13 protein-coding genes are annotated in these 18391 nt (G+C 45.1%); 4 read left to right on the top strand and 9 right to left on the bottom strand.

Going from position 1 to position 18391, the window contains the following annotated elements; genetic code table 11:
• Positions 1-164: 164 nt before the first annotated feature.
• From bioB to tsaE, 6 genes are all read right to left on the bottom strand, one after another.
• Positions 165-1223: a biotin synthase BioB gene (bioB, locus tag V144x_RS16660; protein ID WP_144986252.1), complete on the bottom strand. Its 1059-nt coding sequence runs from the start codon at positions 1221-1223 to the stop codon at positions 165-167.
• 226 nt (positions 1224-1449) lie between these two features.
• Positions 1450-2046, bottom strand: a complete 597-nt coding sequence (locus V144x_RS16655; protein WP_144986251.1) for a hypothetical protein — start codon at positions 2044-2046, stop codon at positions 1450-1452.
• 133 nt (positions 2047-2179) lie between these two features.
• On the bottom strand, positions 2180-5695 hold the full coding sequence (gene dnaE, locus V144x_RS16650) for a DNA polymerase III subunit alpha (RefSeq protein ID WP_144986250.1): 3516 nt from the start codon (positions 5693-5695) through the stop codon (positions 2180-2182).
• A gap of 276 nt (positions 5696-5971) precedes the next feature.
• On the bottom strand, positions 5972-6262 hold the full coding sequence (locus V144x_RS16645) for a hypothetical protein (protein ID WP_144986249.1): 291 nt from the start codon (positions 6260-6262) through the stop codon (positions 5972-5974).
• Between the two features lie 113 nt (positions 6263-6375).
• Entirely contained in the window at positions 6376-7380 is a 1005-nt protein-coding gene (locus V144x_RS16640; protein WP_144986248.1) for an NAD-dependent epimerase/dehydratase family protein, read from the bottom strand.
• 29 nt (positions 7381-7409) lie between these two features.
• Positions 7410-7904 (bottom strand): tRNA (adenosine(37)-N6)-threonylcarbamoyltransferase complex ATPase subunit type 1 TsaE, encoded by a 495-nt coding sequence (tsaE, locus tag V144x_RS16635; protein WP_144986247.1) that lies wholly within the window; start codon positions 7902-7904, stop codon positions 7410-7412.
• A 211-nt stretch (positions 7905-8115) separates the two neighbouring features.
• Between tsaE and V144x_RS16630 the strand changes: the two genes are divergently transcribed.
• The 4 genes from V144x_RS16630 (at position 8116) to uvrB (ending at position 14414) form a co-directional block, all read left to right on the top strand.
• Positions 8116-9312: an MFS transporter gene (locus V144x_RS16630; RefSeq protein WP_144986246.1), complete on the top strand. Its 1197-nt coding sequence runs from the start codon at positions 8116-8118 to the stop codon at positions 9310-9312.
• Positions 9313-10274: 962 nt separating this feature from the next.
• Positions 10275-11039, top strand: a complete 765-nt coding sequence (locus V144x_RS16625) for a gamma-glutamyl-gamma-aminobutyrate hydrolase family protein (protein ID WP_232098959.1) — start codon at positions 10275-10277, stop codon at positions 11037-11039.
• A 257-nt stretch (positions 11040-11296) separates the two neighbouring features.
• Entirely contained in the window at positions 11297-12154 is an 858-nt protein-coding gene (locus V144x_RS16620) for a segregation and condensation protein A (RefSeq protein WP_144986244.1), read from the top strand.
• Positions 12155-12368: 214 nt separating this feature from the next.
• The gene (gene uvrB, locus V144x_RS16615; RefSeq protein WP_144986243.1) at positions 12369-14414 is read left to right on the top strand and encodes an excinuclease ABC subunit UvrB; all 2046 of its coding nucleotides are present in this window, start codon (positions 12369-12371) and stop codon (positions 14412-14414) included.
• Between the two features lie 14 nt (positions 14415-14428).
• On the opposite strand, the gene V144x_RS16610 is transcribed toward uvrB, so the two are convergent.
• The 3 genes from V144x_RS16610 to V144x_RS16600 form a co-directional block, all read right to left on the bottom strand.
• Positions 14429-17047, bottom strand: a complete 2619-nt coding sequence (locus tag V144x_RS16610) for an excinuclease ABC subunit UvrA (RefSeq protein WP_144986242.1) — start codon at positions 17045-17047, stop codon at positions 14429-14431.
• A gap of 99 nt (positions 17048-17146) precedes the next feature.
• On the bottom strand, positions 17147-17698 hold the full coding sequence (rimI, locus tag V144x_RS16605; RefSeq protein WP_144986241.1) for a ribosomal protein S18-alanine N-acetyltransferase: 552 nt from the start codon (positions 17696-17698) through the stop codon (positions 17147-17149).
• Positions 17699-18033: 335 nt separating this feature from the next.
• Positions 18034-18351 carry a BON domain-containing protein gene (locus V144x_RS16600; protein ID WP_144986240.1) on the bottom strand — a complete coding sequence of 106 codons (318 nt, stop codon included), beginning with the start codon at positions 18349-18351 and terminating at the stop codon, positions 18034-18036.
• Between the last annotated feature and the right edge of the window lie 40 nt (positions 18352-18391).

Genomic DNA, 18391 nt, shown 5'->3' with positions numbered 1-18391 from the left:
TTCCATTCCTTGAATTTGGGGTATTTTTCAGCAAGAGCTGAGAGTCTATGCGCACCCCATTTCGAAACCAGGATCTTAGAGATGTATTGGTTTTCGTACAACCTCAATCCTCATAAGGGGTTTGAGATTAGAAAGAAACGGGAACTTTACCTGGACCTGTTAAGTTAACAGGATTCGCTTTGGGCAGCGAGTTTGGGAGGTTCGCTACCGGCTTCCACCTCGTGGCCAGAAATGATGACTTCGAAACCGAGGTCGGCAATCATTTCGTAGTCCGCATCTGCAGACTGGCCTTTCGTGGTAAGATAATCGCTCACAAATATCGAGTTTGCTGCATATAAGCCCATGGCCTGCATAGAACGCAGATTAACTTCTCTACCACCGGCGATTCGAATTTCTGAGGCCGGGTTGGCCATTCTGAAGAGACAGAGCGCCTTCAGGCAATAGCGAGGATCAAGTTCATCGACTGCTTCGAGTGAAGTACCTTCAATCGAGTTCAGGAAATTCACCGGAATTGACTTAGGCTCCAAATTACGCAGTTCGAATGTCGTGTCGACGATATCTTCGGGAGTTTCGCCCATTCCCACAATGAGTCCACTACAGAGTTCCATACCTGCATCACGGGCGACTTTTAGTGTTTGTATACGGTCTTCATAGGTATGTGTCGAACAGATTTTGTCATAATAGTCGCGGCTGGTGTTGAGATTATGATTGATGCGATTCACGCCTGCCTGCTGAAGACGTTGAGCCTGATCTTCGTTTAACAGCCCCAGACAGCAGCAAATACGCAAGTCATAAGTGGACTTGATTTTCTCAACGACGGAAGCCACGTGTTCTACTTCTTTGTCAGTCGGGCCGCGTCCACTGGCAACAATGCAGTAAGTTCCCGCTTTGGCTTCATCAGCGGCTTTGGCTCCATCCATCAACTTTTCTTCGTTCAGCATTCGGTACTTGGGGATCTCTGCTTGTGAGCCACGCGCCTGTGAACAATAACCACAATCTTCGGGACAGAGACCACTTTTGGCGTTTTTAAGGTAATAGAGCTGTACCTGTTTCCCGAAATATTGCTTTCGAATCCGAAAAGTTGCTGCCAGCATTTCCAATAATTCGTCATCAGACGCATTTAATATTTCCAAACCTTCGGAGCGGGTTATCTGGTAACCGGACAAAACCTGGTCAGCCAGAGTCTGCCAGCGGGAAAGAGACGAATTAACCTGAACATTCATCGAAGCCATCTTTCGAAGTAGGAGAAGCAATTTATTATCAGCCGTGTGGTTCCACACGATTTTTAGTGATACGAAGTTGAATCCATATTAACATATCCAGTGGGTACATCAGAATGCATACCGTGTTTAGGACACGTATTGCCACTATGATAGGCGAAATGGGGGAGAGTACAAGTGAGTCGGGCGGCTGGAATTGGAGCGGTGTACGGGAATTGTCTATATTGGCTCAGTATGAAGTTCTGACCCATTTCTGGCTGACATCACCTTCGTCATCTCGAAGAGTGAACATTTTATCTTCAATCGAATGAATTTTCCGGGTAAATTTATCTCCCCAGACTTGATTGATATATTCCAGCTTATTTTCCGGTTTTCCACCGACAGTGCGTAACGTCAGAGTGCCCTCGTTGAGGCTCCATTCGATATCAATAGTAATTTGATTCCCCAGGATCGTTTTCCAGATTCCCTGAGGTTGAATCACCATTGTCGCAGCCCCATTTTCTTTGATTGTGAGAATCCGTTTGCTATTGCTCTTCGTTTGTTCCCATTGACCTACGAGTTTGGCAAGGATTTCGTCTGTTGATAAACCTTGAAAAGAAGCAGATGGAACTGTCTCATCTAAAGCAGGTGATGTATCAGTTTTGGTTGATGTGACTGTGCGAGCCACTGATGGACGGGATTTGATGCGCGCGGGAATCTGTTGCAATGTGAGCTGAGCAGCACGCAAGCTTTTCTTAGACCGGTTCTGATCAGAATTCCGCGTTTTTGACAGGATCAACATGGAGATTCCCATCAAAATTACGAATATGATACCAGTTTTTCTCATTCCAAACGTCCTGTTAGGTTCTGTTCACCAAACAACAATATAACTATATCTTATATTCGGCTTGTAAGAACAGTTGGATTCCGCAAAAAATCAGGGATCTGGCAGTTTATTTAGGAATGTCGCTGCAAAAGAGCTACCGGCCAATACTTCCATTCATGCTTTTTTTCTTGTTTGTTGTATGGAAGTGAATGTGGCTCTCTCCAATCACGGCTGAGAGCTGCGATTCAAACTCCTGACTACAGGAAACACGTAGATTTCCGGGAGGATTCAAGACGTAGCGTAACTGTGTGTCTGATTTTTCCTGATCGACGGAGTCGACTACCAGAATGACTTCAGTCTGGCCAGGAAATTGAGATAAAATATCGTGCACATTGACCATATCCTGGCGGGTATGGACGCCTCGTTTGAAGTTAATCGCCAAGCGGTCTGTAAACTGTTTTCGGGCATCATTCAAAGTAAAGAGCTGATCGACAACCACATTGGGCTCTCTGCCTCGTTTATCAATTTTCCCTTTGATGATTACCATCTCTTCCAGTTTGACCTTTTCGCCCACGCGGGCAAATTGTTCTGGCCACATGATGCAACGTACTAAACCATGGGGGTCTTCCAAGTCAAAGTTAACATAACGTGTATGACCGTTCTTGCTGGCTTTTTTGGTGGCCGCATTTTTAATCGAAGAAATCATACCTGCTAAGATGACTTCTTCGCGATCTTCCATTTCAGACAGTTCATTGGTCTTATGTTGTGCATATTTGGTAAGGGTATCTCCCACCTCAGCCAATGGATGTGATGTAAGGTAAAAACCGAAAACTTCTTTTTCTGCGGCCAGTTTCTGGGCTCGCGGCCACTCTTCCGCTTCTGGTAGTAATGCGTTATCACTGGATTCAACTTCATCATCGACAGGATCATCATCAAACAGACTCTTTTGTCCGCGGGCCCGATCACGGTGAATATTGATCGCTGATTGCACAGCGCGTTCGACTGTAAGCATCAACTGAGCCTGATGGCCTCCCAGACTGTCGAGTGCGCCCGCTTTGATCAGAATTTCAAGCATACTTTTATTTAGTGTTTTAGGATCAACGCGTTCACAGAGATTAAAAATACTTGTGAAAGGTCCGTTTTCTTCTCTTTCTTTAACAACCTCTTCCAGAGCTTGTTCGCCAACGCCTTTGATCGCACCCATGCCAAAGCGAATTTTTTCACCATCCACACTAAATTCGACATCAGATCGATTAATATCAGGCGGCAATACTTCAAGTTTCATGCGACGGCAATCATCGACATGTTCGTTGATCCGTTCATGGCTCTCCATACCACATGAAAGCAATGCAGCCATGAACTCCTTCGGATAATGTGCTTTGAGGTAAGCGGTTGCATAGGCCACGCCTCCATAAGCGGTCGAATGTGATTTGTTAAATCCATAGCCGGCAAATTTTTCGATCATGTCAAACAGATCGACCGCCAGTTGTTCATCGACTCCTCGTTCTTTGGCGCCGCTAATGTACTGGTCTTTGAATTCGGCGATGGTTTTTAGTTTTTTCTTGCTAATCGCTTTAATACAACGATACGCAGCAGAAAGTTCGATTCCCCCGACTCGGTTCAGGATCCGCATGACCTGTTCCTGGTAAACCATCACACCGTAGGTTTCATTGAGAATTTCATCTACAACAGGATGTACTTTCGGAATCGGAATGCGGTCATTCTTGACATCAACATATTGCATCACCATGCCCCCTTCCAGCGGACCGGGGCGATACAAGGCAGAAGTAGCAATAATGTCTTCGAACTTGTCCGGCTTCATTTTTGTCAGCAAGTCGCGCATGCCGCCACTTTCCAACTGGAAGATACCTTTGGTTTCTCCCCGCTGTAATAACGCGAATGTTTTTTTATCATCCAGCGGAAGTTTGTGTGGATCAATGTCGATGTTGCAATGTTTTTTGACGTTTTGAACGGCTTTGTCGAGGATCGTCAGGTTGCGTAACCCCAGGAAGTCCATTTTGAGCAGGCCCACTGATTCCACGGTGGGGCCATCCCACTGAGTAATGATATCAGTCTTCCCGGTGATCATTTGGAGTGGAACTACTTCGGACAGTGGTAAATCGGCGACTACGACTCCCGCGGCATGCGTACCGGCACTACGGCTCAACCCCTCAAGTTGCATAGCCAGATCCAGCAGCTGTTTAATATCTGGGTCCTGATCATAGGCGGCTTGCAGATCAGGACTTTCCTTCAGTGCATCTTTGAGTTTGATTCCCAGTGTTTCCGGAATCATTTTTGCAATTTCATTGACACGCGCCAGTGGAACTCCCAGCGCGCGGCCTACATCTCGAATGGCGGCTTTTGCTTTGAGCGTACCAAATGTTCCAATTTGCGCTACACTGTGCTCGCCGTATTTCTGCTTCGTATAATCGATGACCAACTGGCGTCGGTCACGGCAGAAATCGATGTCGATATCTGGTGGCTCGCTTCGACTGGGATCAAGGAATCGTTCAAACAGCAAGTCATATTTCAGAGGGCAGACTTGTGACATACCCAGCAGGTATGCCACAATCGCACCACAGGCTGAACCACGCGCAGTACAAGGGATTTTTTCACTTTCTGCAAATTGCACGAAATCCCATACAATTAGAAAGTAACTGTCGTAGCCCATTTGTTCGATCACGCCTAATTCGAGGTCGAGGCGATCCCAATGTTCCTGCGTCAGCTCATCACCATATTTTAATGGTAAGCGTTCTTCACACAGTTTTCGCAAGTATTGTGTGTCAGTCATTTCGTCAGGTGGTTGAAAGACCGGATAGTACTTTTTGTCAGACATCTGAATGTCGACTCGATCAGCCAGTTCCTGAGTGCGTGCGACCGCGTGTTCCAAACCTGGAAATGCGTCATACATTTCATCCTGAGTACGGACGAAAAATTGATCGCCAGTCATTTTCATTCGTTTTTCATCGCTGACGACAGAACGCGTGCTGACACACAAAAGCACATCTTGCGCGAAAGCATCCTTTTGATCTACGTAATGGGCATCATTAGAAGCGACTAAGGGCAGGCCCATTTTATTGGCCAGATCGACGGTTCCTTCCAGGCACTGTCTTTGAATTTCCAGACCCGCATTCTGAATTTCCATATAAACGCGGTCACCAAATACTTTCTCATACCAGGCGCATAGCTTTTCCGCCTCTTCCCAATCTTCACCAAGAATATGGTGCGATAGTTCACCGGCTGCACACCCCGTAAGCAGAATCAGACCTTCGCTATGTGCTTCCAGGATTTCCTTATCGATGCGAGGTTTATAATAAAAGCCTTCGAGATAGGAGGTGGAAGAGAGCTTGATCAGATTTTCGAATCCCTTACGGTTTTGTGCCAGCAATGTCAGATGAAAGCTGGCTTCCTTCATTCGCGAGGCCCCTTTTTCAAAGCGGCTGCGCGGTGCAATGTAAGCTTCCAACCCTAAGATGGGGTTGATTTCCTGACTGCGGCATTGCTGATAAAAGTCCATGGCTCCGTATAAATTGCCATGATCTGTGATCGCAAGCGAATTCATACCGGCTTCTTTGACTTTGCTTACCATTTCCGGTATGCGGCTGGCGCCATCCAGCATGCTAAAGTGCGTATGACAATGCAAATGAGCAAAAGGGCGTGGGTCGCTCATAGTATTCCGTGCTCCCGTCTATTTGGATGCCATCCAGGCAGTAATCAGCTTGAGCTGTGAGAGATTTTGATATTGGAAGCTGGAGAGAATTCTTCATCAGCTTCCCTACTAATGAGTGTATTTGGATTATCTCATTTGTCAATCAACCCAGTCACTTTGAGATTTTTGTTTTTGATATGTGTGATGATTGATGTCGGATCAGAGATGAAACTCTTTCAACGCGAGCTTGAATCCAAAAAAGCCGTTTTGGTTACGGTGGGGTCGAAGAGTCTGGAATCAACCAATCCAGAGATTGATATACCAGTTTACCCCATCAGAAATCGGGGGCACATATTCACAGACAAACAAAAGGGGCATGTAGAATGCAGCGAAGAAAGGAGAACCCATTGAGTTATATGAAGCGAACCATTGCCAGAAGAAAGGCCCGATGGAAAGCACATACAGTGTTAACAAGATCGTTACTTGAATCAGTGAACTGATCAGATAACGTCGCCATGACCGCTTTGGGGGCGCTGCCTGCTGTTCAAATTGAGTTCGCGCTTGTTGTGGAGTAGTTTCACTTTCCATATCTGGTATTGTATCCACCACAAGTGATCGGGGTCAAATGCCTTTTAGGCTTCCGTTTTGATGGGATCGTTAATTCATATAGACTTCATCAGACTTCATCAGATTCAAGTCGATTAGGGGATTTTTTGATTTTGGTGAAACCAGTCAATCGTCTCTTTTATTGCTTCCTGAAAGGTTTTACTGGGATGGTAGTTCAGTTCGGATTGTGCTTTTTGTGTGCTGAAATCGAGGTTCAGACCCAGGAATTTAATCCGAGCTTGAGAGAGAATCGGTGCCTGTTTTTTGCCTAAGAATCTCCAGAGACGTTCCAGAATCCGAGCCAGATTGCGTGCAACCGGGAGTGGAACGACTTTGTTCGGCTCTTTATATTCAGCCAGTCTTGCAATGGTGGAGATAAATTCTCGTTTGCTGGCCAGTGTTACATCTGTGATGTTATATGTTTGACCTATCGCATCTTCGTTTGAGAATGCCAGAAAAATAGCATCTACCAGATGTTCTACGTATGTATTGTTCATTAATTGCTCGGGTGAACCGAGATAAGCAAACTGCCCTGATTTCAAACGCTCTAAGATGCGAGGTAATACAGTACGGTCACGCGGGCCATAGATAAAGCCGGGTCGTAATATCGTGAACGGGATGGATTGTTGTTTTAGAAGTTCTTCTGATTCGATCTTGCTGAGAGTGTAGGCATCGATGCCAGATGCATGCGGAGGTTCTGTCTCATCTGTGCCGTAATGATCGCGCGCCTCGTAAACTCCCAGCGAACTGATATGAATCAAATGTTTGATGAGACTTTGTTCTTGAAGTGCAGACAATAAATGCCCGAATCCGACAACATTTGTTTTGCGGTATTCATCAATACTGCCCCAGTCACCAACTTTAGCAGCAGTATGGACGACAATCGTCACACCACGAAGTATATCGTCCAGCGATTTTTTGTCTGTGAGATCCGCTTCAATCACTTCTGCACCCACCTCTTTAAGATATGAAGCTTTTGATGCGGAACGAACGAGTGCGACAGTTGTAATACCTGCAGTACGAGCGCGTTGAATGACACTACTGCCAACAAGCCCTGTGCCGCCAGTGACTAACAGCTTTTCTTGAGATTCTACAATCATAACTGGCATCTTGCCTCAGATTAGAATATTTACTCGGTTGGGGAATCGTTCGCTTGTTGCAATGCGGTTACAATTTTGACTGAACGCGGCCCCTGCCCCTGGAAATAAAACGTTCGTGCTGTTTCCGATGTATGTTCAATTTTGATTTGAATAAGATCACGGGGCAAGACCTCAGCAACTTTATCGGCCCATTCGATCAGACAAACCCCATCTGCATACAGGAGATCATCTGCTCCCAATTCTAAAAATTCATCAGTATCTTTCAAACGATACGTATCGAAGTGGTAGAGCGGCAGCTCCCCTTGATATTCCTGAATCAGAACAAATGTGGGGCTGTTTACTTCATTGGGATTGACTCCCAGAGCTGTAGCAATCGCTTGTACCAGGCGTGTTTTGCCTGCGCCCAGGTTGCCATTTAAGGCGATCACCGCACCCGGTTCCAGTTGCTTTGCGAGCATGACTCCCAGACGTTGGGTCTCAGATTCGCTTGCTGATTTAAAGATCCACTCTGCAGTTGTGTTCAACAAAAAGTCTTTCGTGAATTTATTGACGTTCAAATCATATGAGAGTGCAGATATAGCTTTTTCAGGGAGAAATCACAATACAAGTCAAAATCTGAAAATGTCTCAAAAAGAATCAGAGAGTTCCATGAACCTGATTCCCATTTTACTGTCTCGTCCTGTAGAATGAAGCCTCATCTGTTTCTGAATTCCCGCCTTGAAAATATCACTGAAAATGTCTCACGCCTATCGTTGTCTGATTTGTCTCACACTCACGCATATCATTGTTGACGCATCAGCAATCGTCGTGGGACCTTTGTGGGGTGAGCTGGAACGGGTGCATTCCTTAACAGAAAATTCACTGTTCATTGTCTTAACAATTCATGCATTAGCCTCCTCTTTAGCGCAACCTGTATTTGGATACATTCGTGATCGTTATCCCATTAAATCCATCTTGTGGATCGGGCCTGTTTTGGGTGCTGTTATGATGCCTATGGTGGGGCCAGCAAACAGTGTGTTTGTGTTATGTGTCGCACTTTTGCTGGGAGGAATTGGAATCGGTTCCTTTCATCCTGAAGCAGCGGTTGTAGCAGGTTCATTAATTCCAGAACGTCGCACCCGCAGTCTCTCACTGTTTATGTTTGGGGGAGCGATGGGACTGGCTCTAGGGCCCATTATCTGTGGTTCTATTGTTTCGATATGGGGTCTAGCCAGTGTCTGGATACTCGCGCCACTATATTCTGGTCTGATACTATTCCTGTATCAATTGGGAAAGCCGCCAGCGGAACTTTTCGAGCGAGATCGCAAAGCACCCGCACAGTCTCTCTCCCAGATGCTGGAGGGGAGAGTCTTGTTAGCACTGTTTTTGTTCATGGTTTGTTCTTTACGCCTGGTGCCGAACATGGCGATGGATAAGTTGATTTCATTCATACTCAAAAATCATGATGCGTCGGCATTTGAGATCGGCATGGTCCAATCAGTGTTCCTGTTTTCTGCCAGCGCAGGAATGCTGTTAATGGCGTTTCGTTTCAAGTCGGGGCATGAAAAAGCCTTCATGATAGGATGTCCGCTGTTGGGGATTCCCTTGATGTTTGTACTTGGCTGGGAAGGTTGTCCTACCTGGTTGATGACCCTGCTCTTAATTCCCAGTGGTCTGATTTTATGGGGGACCAGTCCGGCGATGGTTTCCTATTCCCATCAACTGTTTCCTAAGGGAGGCGGTGTGGCATCAGCAATTACAATGGGAATGGCCTGGGGGGGAGGCGGTATGATTCAAGCAAAGATTACGAGTCATTTTGTGGCGTTGGGGATTCCCCATAAAGCGTTTCATGCCATTATCCCTTGTCTTATCCTGGCGACGATCGGTGCGGTGCTATTACCTTCTCTGACCTCAAAAACGGAATCAAAAACCGAAGCCATCGAGACGGCTTGATTGATTTATGTCTCAATATGATTCCACGATCAGAATTATTTTTGTAGGGTCAATTTTTCATCTCTCTTATTGAGGTGATATCTACTAGAATTCGATTTTGTTCTTGATTGATTCATTTTCTTTTAATTACGGAAGACATTTATGTGTGGATAGTAACTTCAAGGGTAATATGTTGTGAATGTGATTCGAAAACCAGTTCATCTGTTGTCAAATACTTATCAGACAGGAATGATAACGTTTGATAGCAGCTGAATATTGAGAATCTATGACTACTAAATCGTATGATTCCTTCCAAATTTTCAATTGTCTGACTGATTTTGTAGTGATAAGAATCACACGGATAGATTTATGCACTACCCAGAAATCTTTTCCACGCGCGCGACGCAGATTGCGCAGTTTAAGTTGCGTCGCCATAGGGTCAAGCTAAACATAAATGCCTCATTTTTTAGGATTAATTCACACAAAACGATATTTCCCATGAAGTCAATATATGGTCAATTCCATATTATTTTCTGCGATTTCCGACTACTCATCGAAACCATTATCTAGAATTTTTTTGATGAACCATCAAAATGAAATTCATCCAGGTCAACCTGACACAAGATATGGTGGTCGAAATCGACAATGGGAAAATATTCGCTCAAAATAATCGATTCGCTGGACAGCCTGATTTGAGGTTACTAAGATTCGCTCACTCAAATGATTTGAAATGATTGAATCAACAAACATTTGAGGTTACTGGTATGATTCAGTGACAATCGGACCGAAGGAACGGACCGCTAGAAGAGAGAATGGATTCTATTTTTCTATTCGTTCGATGGGGGGATTTTCATCCGCTCGAACGCACTTCTTTGCGATTCTACGTCATTCGCTTCCTCCGGTTTTTTTGAATGGGGACTTTCCGTTGTCTCCATGGAAATATTTACCGCACAGGATGTGCATAGAAGTGAAGGATGGAACCAATGTCTAAAAAACCTTTAATCGGAATCACTGGAGACTTTCGCCCCGAACAAAAAGAAGCCCAGGCAATCAGCTGGTTTTACACCGGCTATTATGATTCGATCACAAATGCTGGCGGAATTCCCATGATGATTCCGCCTTTGTCTGACGATGATGATTTAAAACAATTCTTGAACCAGCTTGATGGTCTGGTTCTTTCTGGCTGTGCTTTAGATCTGGACCCGATTCGACTGGGGTTTGAAAAGCACCCTGCTTCACGTGCTATGCCACTTCGTCGTGAAGATTTCGATCGCAGAATTTGTACCATCGCTATGGAAATGAAATTACCTCTATTGGCAATCGGTTCTGGAATGCAATTGATGAACGTGCTCTGTGGGGGGACATTGCATCAACATGTGACAGAGGATGTTCCTGGTGCTATGTATCACCGAGATGGTGTTGAAGCAAACTTAAGACATATTATTGATATTGTCCCAGGCACACGTGTTGATAAAATGTATGGACCTGGTGAAATTCGAGTAAACAGTCAGCATCATATGGCTGTCAATTACATTTCAAAGATGTTTATTGTTTCAGCGACGGCCCCGGACGGAGTTATTGAAGCAATTGAAATTCCAGATGAAGATTGGTTCTGCGTGGGTGTGCAATGGCATCCACAAAATCATTCTTCTTCTGCATTGGATATGCAGGTCTTCGAGAACTTCCTGGCTGCCTGTGAAGAGCCGGAACCACAGATTCTCCAGATGCCTGTCCGCAGAGCTGCTTAGCTTTGTGTGATCTGGAGTTGTTGCGTTTAAAATCGGCAAGTCATAACGACTTGCCGATTTTTTATTTCTGAGTCTCACAGGGGGAATCTTTGAATTTGTGACAGTTAATCTGACGATAACGATAATGTTGGATTGAAGATAGTGACTCCCGACGATTCACTATGTTACGTTTTCAATTCGTTGTAACTTAATGATTGAAAACGGTTTATCGATAAGCCGTAGAAAATGCGACAGCTAACAGAGCCTGAAATTTCGCTATGACGACTGCTCAATACCGGGTCGATCTCAATATATACAGTGGTCCATTGGATCTGCTGTTATATTTGATTCGCCGCAATGAACTCGACATTCTTGATTTCCCGATTGCTTCCATCACGGCATCATTTAATGAGTTTCTTGATGTCTTGGAATTAATTGATTTGGATTTGGTCGGCGATTTTATCGTAATGGCCAGCACGTTAACTGAGATTAAAAGTCGGATGATTCTGCCCCGCGCGGAAGAAGAAGAAATCGCAGAAGTCATCGATGATCCACGCAGTGATTTGATCCAGCAGTTACTTGAGTATAAAAAATTCAAAGATGCCGCTACGGCTTTGGAAGAGCATGCCGCTGAATGGCAGGAGCATTATCCGCGGTTATCCGATGAACGCCCCAAAACGGGTAAAGATCCTTCAGAAGATTTGATTAAAGAAGTTGAACTATGGGATCTGGTAAGTGCCTTAGCTCGGGTTGTGAAGCGTAAGGAAGTCGAAGAAGAATCCAGTATCACCTATGATGATACACCGATTTCAACGTATGTTGAACGGATCGGTGAAAAAGTGCGTGAACAAGGTCGCCTTGCGTTTAGTGATTTCTTTGAAGGTGAGAAACTTCGCAGTCGCATCATTGGTATCTTTCTGGCCATTCTGGAGTTGCTGCGGCATCATCAGTTTCGAGCTGAACAGCCGATAGAATATGGCGAAATCTGGATTATGCCTCCTCTGCCTGAAGAGGATGATACGGAAGAAGGCTTGAATCCTTCAGAGTCAGAAACACTCACTGAAGAAGCAGATCAGCCAGGCGAGGTTACGTCCAAAGAGGAAAATTCATTGGATGAACCTGCCGCGGAAGACTGAATCATATTGAGTGATCAGGTGCCAAAACAGGACACGTGTTGCATCAAGCGATTCCGATTTTTTCATCTCTGAAGATCGTTAGCTGTTTTCCCTGCTCCTTTGGTCCCTTTCCTTGAGGGGCGTCTATTCTTTACAATAGCTGCTTACATCCCTGTACTACCTCCGCGCCAGAGAGCGCCTTCTGCTATTTGCAGGGCCAAAGGATTTAGTGACCATGTCTGTGTTTCAGCTTCAAAGTGACTTTCAACCTTCTGGCGATCAGCCCCGTGCCATTGAAGGTCTGGTTAAAGGTATTCAGCAGGGAAAAGCAGAACAAGTTCTACTGGGCGTCACTGGATCGGGGAAAACATTCACAATGGCGAATGTGATCGCAGAGTTGGGGCGGCCCGCTTTGATTCTCTCTCATAACAAAACTCTAGCGGCTCAGTTATATTCAGAGTTCAAGGAGTTCTTTCCGAATAACGCTGTCACGTATTTTGTGAGTTACTATGATTACTATCAACCGGAAGCGTATATTCCTCAGCGGGATATTTATATCGAGAAAGATGCATCGATCAATGACGAAATAGACCGCCTGCGCTTATTAGCGACCAGTGCACTGGTGAGTCGACGGGATGTCATTGTCGTTGCCAGTGTGAGTTGCATATATGGCTTGGGGTCCCCCAAAGACTATCTGGAAATGATGATCCCCCTCCGAGTCGGTGTTGAGATCGACCGTGATGAAATGCTGCGTAAGCTGATTGATATTCAGTACGACCGAAACAATGTTGAACTATCACGGGCAAAGTTTCGTGTTCGTGGAGATGTAGTCGAATGTTGGCCCGCTTATGAAGAATTTGCATATCGGGTCGAGTTCTGGGGAGACGAAATCGAAAATTTAGCTGTCATTGACCCCTTGACGGGGGAAGTGCTCAGAACAGTCAATGAAGCATATATTTATCCAGCCAAGCATTTTGTTTTGCCACAAGAGCGAATTGAGTCGGCGCTCAATGAGATTCAGAACGAATTGGATGAACGCCTCAAGGTATTGCAGAATGAAGGCAAATTGCTGGAATCACAACGGCTCAGTGCACGAACGCGCTACGATATGGAGTTGTTGGAGGAAGTTGGCTTTTGTCCCGGGATTGAAAATTACAGTCGTGCATTAGCAGGCAGGAAACCAGGGTCACCGCCAGATACATTACTGGACTTTTTTCCTGAAGACTTCCTTTTGTTTGTAGATGAATCGCATGTGACCGTTTCTCAAGTTCGCGCCATGTTTGCGGGCGACCGTTCGCGAAAGACCAATCTTGTGGAGCATGGTTTTCGTCTACCGATGGCACTGGATAACCGTCCCCTGACGTTCGATGAGTGGAATTCACGCCGCAAGCAGACAATCTTTGTTTCAGCAACACCCGGTGATTGGGAGTTAGAACGTGTTGAAGGTGAAGTGATCCAACAGGTGATTCGTCCCACAGGATTGATTGATCCTGCAATAAGAATCGTTCCTGCACGTGGTCAGGTACCTCATTTGAAAGAAGAAATTCTCAAACGCGTCGCAGTACAGGAACGTGTCTTGGTAACCACACTCACAAAGCGGCTTGCTGAAGATCTTTCTTCATATTTTCAGGAAGAAGGAATTCGTTGTGCCTGGTTGCATTCCGAATTGGATGCATTCGAACGTGTCGAAATTTTGAGAGGGCTACGAGAAAAACAATATGATGTCGTTGTAGGTATCAATCTCTTACGGGAAGGATTAGATATTCCCGAAGTTTCTCTGGTTGCTATATTAGATGCAGATAAGGAAGGATTTTTACGAAGTGAAACCAGTCTGGTCCAAACCATTGGTCGCTCTGCCAGGCATGTTAATGCAGAAGTGATTTTGTATGCTGATCGAGTCACAAACAGCATGCAGAATGCCATTGACGAAACAGAACGACGTCGCAAAATTCAGCAAGAGTATAATCTAGAGCACGGGATTACACCAGAGACCATTAAAAAGGCGATCAAACGGGGAATTGAAGAAGAAGTAGAAGCGCGGCAGTTCGTTCGTGAGTCTGTGGGTTTTTCAGATGAGTCAGAGTACATCACGCAAGAATTTTTGGGTGAATTGGAAAAAGAAATGTTGGAAGCCGCAGATCAACTGGAGTTTGAGCGGGCTGCGTTGTTACGCGATCGGATAGACGATCTTAAGAATCAAGGTGGATCATCGGGTAGACCTAAAAAAGGGAAAGCATCGCGCGGCGGAAAAAAAAGAAAACGGCAGCGACGTAGAAAATAACATGAATCGTGTTTTCAATTCGTAGTCGTCAGTTGTTTGAGCGCCATTCCAGTATAAGATGTCGGGTGTAAAGCAACTTCACTAGGCGTTCCTGTAACGACAATACTCCCTCCCTGCTCTCCGGCTCCTGGTCCAAGGTCAATGATATGGTCAGCATTTGAGACGACCTGCAGATTATGTTCAATGACAATGAAGGAGTGTCCTGCCGACAGTAAATGTTCAAAGCAGTTCAATACATGTTTCACATCAAGGGGGTGCAAGCCACACGTGGGTTCATTCATCAGAAACAGCGTTTTGTTGCGGCTCGTTGTGGTTAAATAGGCCGCCAGTTTCAAGCGTTGGCATTCACCACCAGAGAGCGAAGATACCGGTTGCCCTAACGGGAGATAGCCCAGACCCACATCTTTCAGTTGTTTTAGCTTCTTCTGTAAAGCCACTTGGCCTCTGAAAAAAGGGAAGGCTTCATCAACGGTTAAGGCTAACACTTCGGCGATATTAAGTTTACGGTATTTGATTTCCAGCAATTCTCGTTGATAACGCTTACCATGACATTCCTGGCAGACCATCGTGAGGTCACCCAGAAATTGTAAATCGATGTCTATCAATCCAGTTCCTTTGCATTCGGGGCAGCGGCCACCGTTTTTGCTATTAAAACTGAAGTGTTTTGGGGAGAGGTTACGTAATTTCGCGTCGGCTGTTTGGGCAAAAACAGCCCTGATATCATCGAACAGATTGAGATACGTCGCCGGTATGCTACGTGATGTTTGACCGACGTGAGCTTGATCAAGTAAAATCACTTCATCAATTTGTTCAACGCCCTTAATTGATTGGCAGAATGAAAATGTCTCAGCAGTTGTGGATTCGGTCATCATGTCAGAGAGCACAGGAAACAATGTTTGCTCAATCAGACTACTTTTTCCACTACCGCTGATACCTGTGACTACGGATAATTGCCCCAAAGGGAATGAAACGGTCAGGTTTTTGAGATTATTTTGAGTGACATCATAGAGTGTGAGGCATTGGGACGCTTCATTTCTGGGAGCCGATTTCAAAGTTTTGATTGAGGGAGTATTCAGGAAATTACTTGTAGGTGTAGCTGTAGTTGCGATTAACTTCTTATATCCACCTTCAAAAACAACTTCCCCCCCTGCTTTGCCCGCAGCAGGACCCAATTCCACGATGTGATCGGCAGTTCTTATGAATTCTGCATCATGCTCCACTACAACGAGGGTATTTTTTAAGTCACGTAGTTTGTGAAGCACAGAAATCACGCGATCATTATCGGCAGGATGGAGTCCTGACGAAGGTTCGTCTAGTACATAAAGCGTATTTACAAGGCTCGAGGATAAAACAGATGCCAATGTGATTCGTTGACTCTCTCCGCCAGAGAGGGTTCGGACCGATCTGTTTAAGGTGAGATAGCTGACTCCCAATTCGTTTAACAGGGCTAAACGGTCCTTGATCTCACGGAATATGGGTGACAGGCTCTGTTGAATGGGAGCACTTAAGCTCTGAATCAGGTTTTGAAACCAGTCAACAAGTTCCAGAATCGAGTGTTGGCAAAGTTGATCGAGATGGGAATTTTGTACGTGTACTGCAAGTGCTGATTCATTCAACCGACTCCCATTGCAGGCTGAACAGATCTTAGTTGTTTTGGGATGAGCTTGGGGATCTGAAACAACCCCCGATCCTTGACAAAGCGGACAGGCTCCTGTCGGGCTGTAAAAATTGAAAAGCTGTGGCTCGGGAAAAATAAACTGTTTACTGCATTGAGGGCAGATTAATTCCGTTGAGAAGTCAAATCGAAACCATGTTTTCTGATCGATAATAAAGGGGAACCCAATATCGGACTGCACTAGTTCCGTTTGTTCAACTAGTATCGTCGCGAGTCCAGAAGATTCCTGAAACGCGATTTCCAGGCTGTCCAAGACACGTTGCTCGTCGAGGCTTTTGGTATTCAGGCGGTCAAGAACGACCAAAAAATCATCCCATTCCTCATCGACATGAGTGAAGCTGTCTGACAAGTTCACAGTTTCGTGATTGATAATAACACGTGTAAGCCCCTCGCGAGTTAAATCTTCAACAACCTCAGCTGTCGACCGTTCCGCTGTCTTGGTAATAGGGAACCCAATTTGATATCGGGTACCAGCTGGAAGAGTTTTTATGAATGCAAAGACAGATTCAGGAGATTGAGGATTCACGGGCAGTTGACAATCGGGACAACAGATCTTGCCGAGCGATGTATAAAGTAAACGCAGATAGTGATGAATGCCTGACTCGGTTGCGACAGTCGGTTCGATAGCTTTAGCCGTAGAATACTTCCGAGTGTTTTGTTTGAGTGCGATGGCAGGTGGGATGTGGTCGATGTGATCAGCATCGGGTTTAGGGAGCTGATTGAGGTGCTGCCGGGCAGATGTGGAGAGCGTTTCGATGTAACGCCTTTGGCCTTCAGCGTAAAGCGTATCAAACGCAAGGCTGGTTTTGCCTGAGCCACTGACTCCACAGATGACAGTCAGCTGATTTAAGGGAAGATCCAGGTCGATACTTTTCAGGTTATGGACCCGAATGCCACGCAATTGAATCATTGATGTTGGTTGAATGGAAGAAGATTCGCGTGGTGACTGTTTTGCCATTAGCCCGAATTCGGGGAAAACGTCTTTTTTTAGAGTTTAATGCCAATGAATGGATCAAATATCGCTATGGATTTGTTGAACGCGCTTTTGTTAATCAATTCAAGCGGCATCTGAAGCGTCGAGATAATTACTGATTCGATTTTTGGGTGAGAGCCCTGGGGCGAAATCCTGTTCTGAACGTTCTAAGCGGTATTGCAAAACGTAGGCGTCTTCTTCCGCATCTTCAAAGTAATTTCGTAATACAGAGACAGCACGAAAATCCATCTTACGGAAAAACAGTTGCGCTTCAAGGTTGGTTTCTCGGACTTCGAGTGTAATTTCTCGGCGACGTTGTTGAGAAAGTTTATCAATCACCCGTTGGACCATTTGGCGACCGATGCCCTGTTGCCTATATTCAGGTGCAACAGCAAAATTCAATACCTGAATCATCGACTTATGAAGTTCATAAATCATGAATCCTACAATCTGGTGATTATATTCTGCCACCATCCCAATACAGTTTCTTTGTCTCAAGCAGCTGAGAAAATACTCTTCGGTCCAGGTATACTCAAAACTTTCCTGCTCGATTTGAAGAACCTCTGGCATATCCCTCCGGATCAGCCAGCGAATTTGAACCATGAGATCCTGATTAGAATGTTTATTGAGACTCATAGTGGCCTTCCTTGCTACTGATAAGTGCTTCAATTTGTACCTTTAACAGTTGCTGAATTCTTCATGAATTATTGCAATGGTCAGGTATAGAAGTAAAAAATTTAATTTGGGCGTCCGAAAAGGATGTTACGGTTGAGGATGTGTTTCAATGTATTGAGGACACCTAAAACAGCGAAGTAGATTCGCGAAACTTATCAGATGTGACAATCGGCGCACAGAGGAATTTTCAATTTTTGTCAAAATAACAATTGATTAACAGCTCTCAAGGTGCTGAAGAGACTCACGTAAGATTCAACCTGATTACAGAACCACAGTTGAGAATTCAACGATGAGTTTTACCCTTTGGGAGGGAGAGGCATACGCTTTTTAACCAGTAAATGATTAATAACCTCTTCAACTCCGGTGAGAGCTCGAACTCTCTTGCAGATATCTGGACATTCATCATCAAATTCCAGAACTCCTTCGAGGCAGACTCCGTTTTTAGTGCGACGGACTACTAGGGAATTCAGACAAACATCGGAATCCAGTGCCAATGCATGTTGGATCTCGCATTCCAGAGAATGAGGATCACTTAGCTGTAGTGCGGAGGTCCGATCTGCAGCGGTTTTGGGGGGCATGACTTTTGAAGAGGGGGCGAGGGATTTCTTCTTCATGTGGCTGTTCCTTTCACCACTAAAATACGTTCCTTCTATC

The organism is Gimesia aquarii (genome assembly GCF_007748195.1).
Lineage (GTDB): Bacteria > Planctomycetota > Planctomycetia > Planctomycetales > Planctomycetaceae > Gimesia > Gimesia aquarii.
The sequence above is the reverse complement of the archived record's forward strand: the minus strand, read 5'-3'. Positions and strand labels throughout refer to the sequence as shown.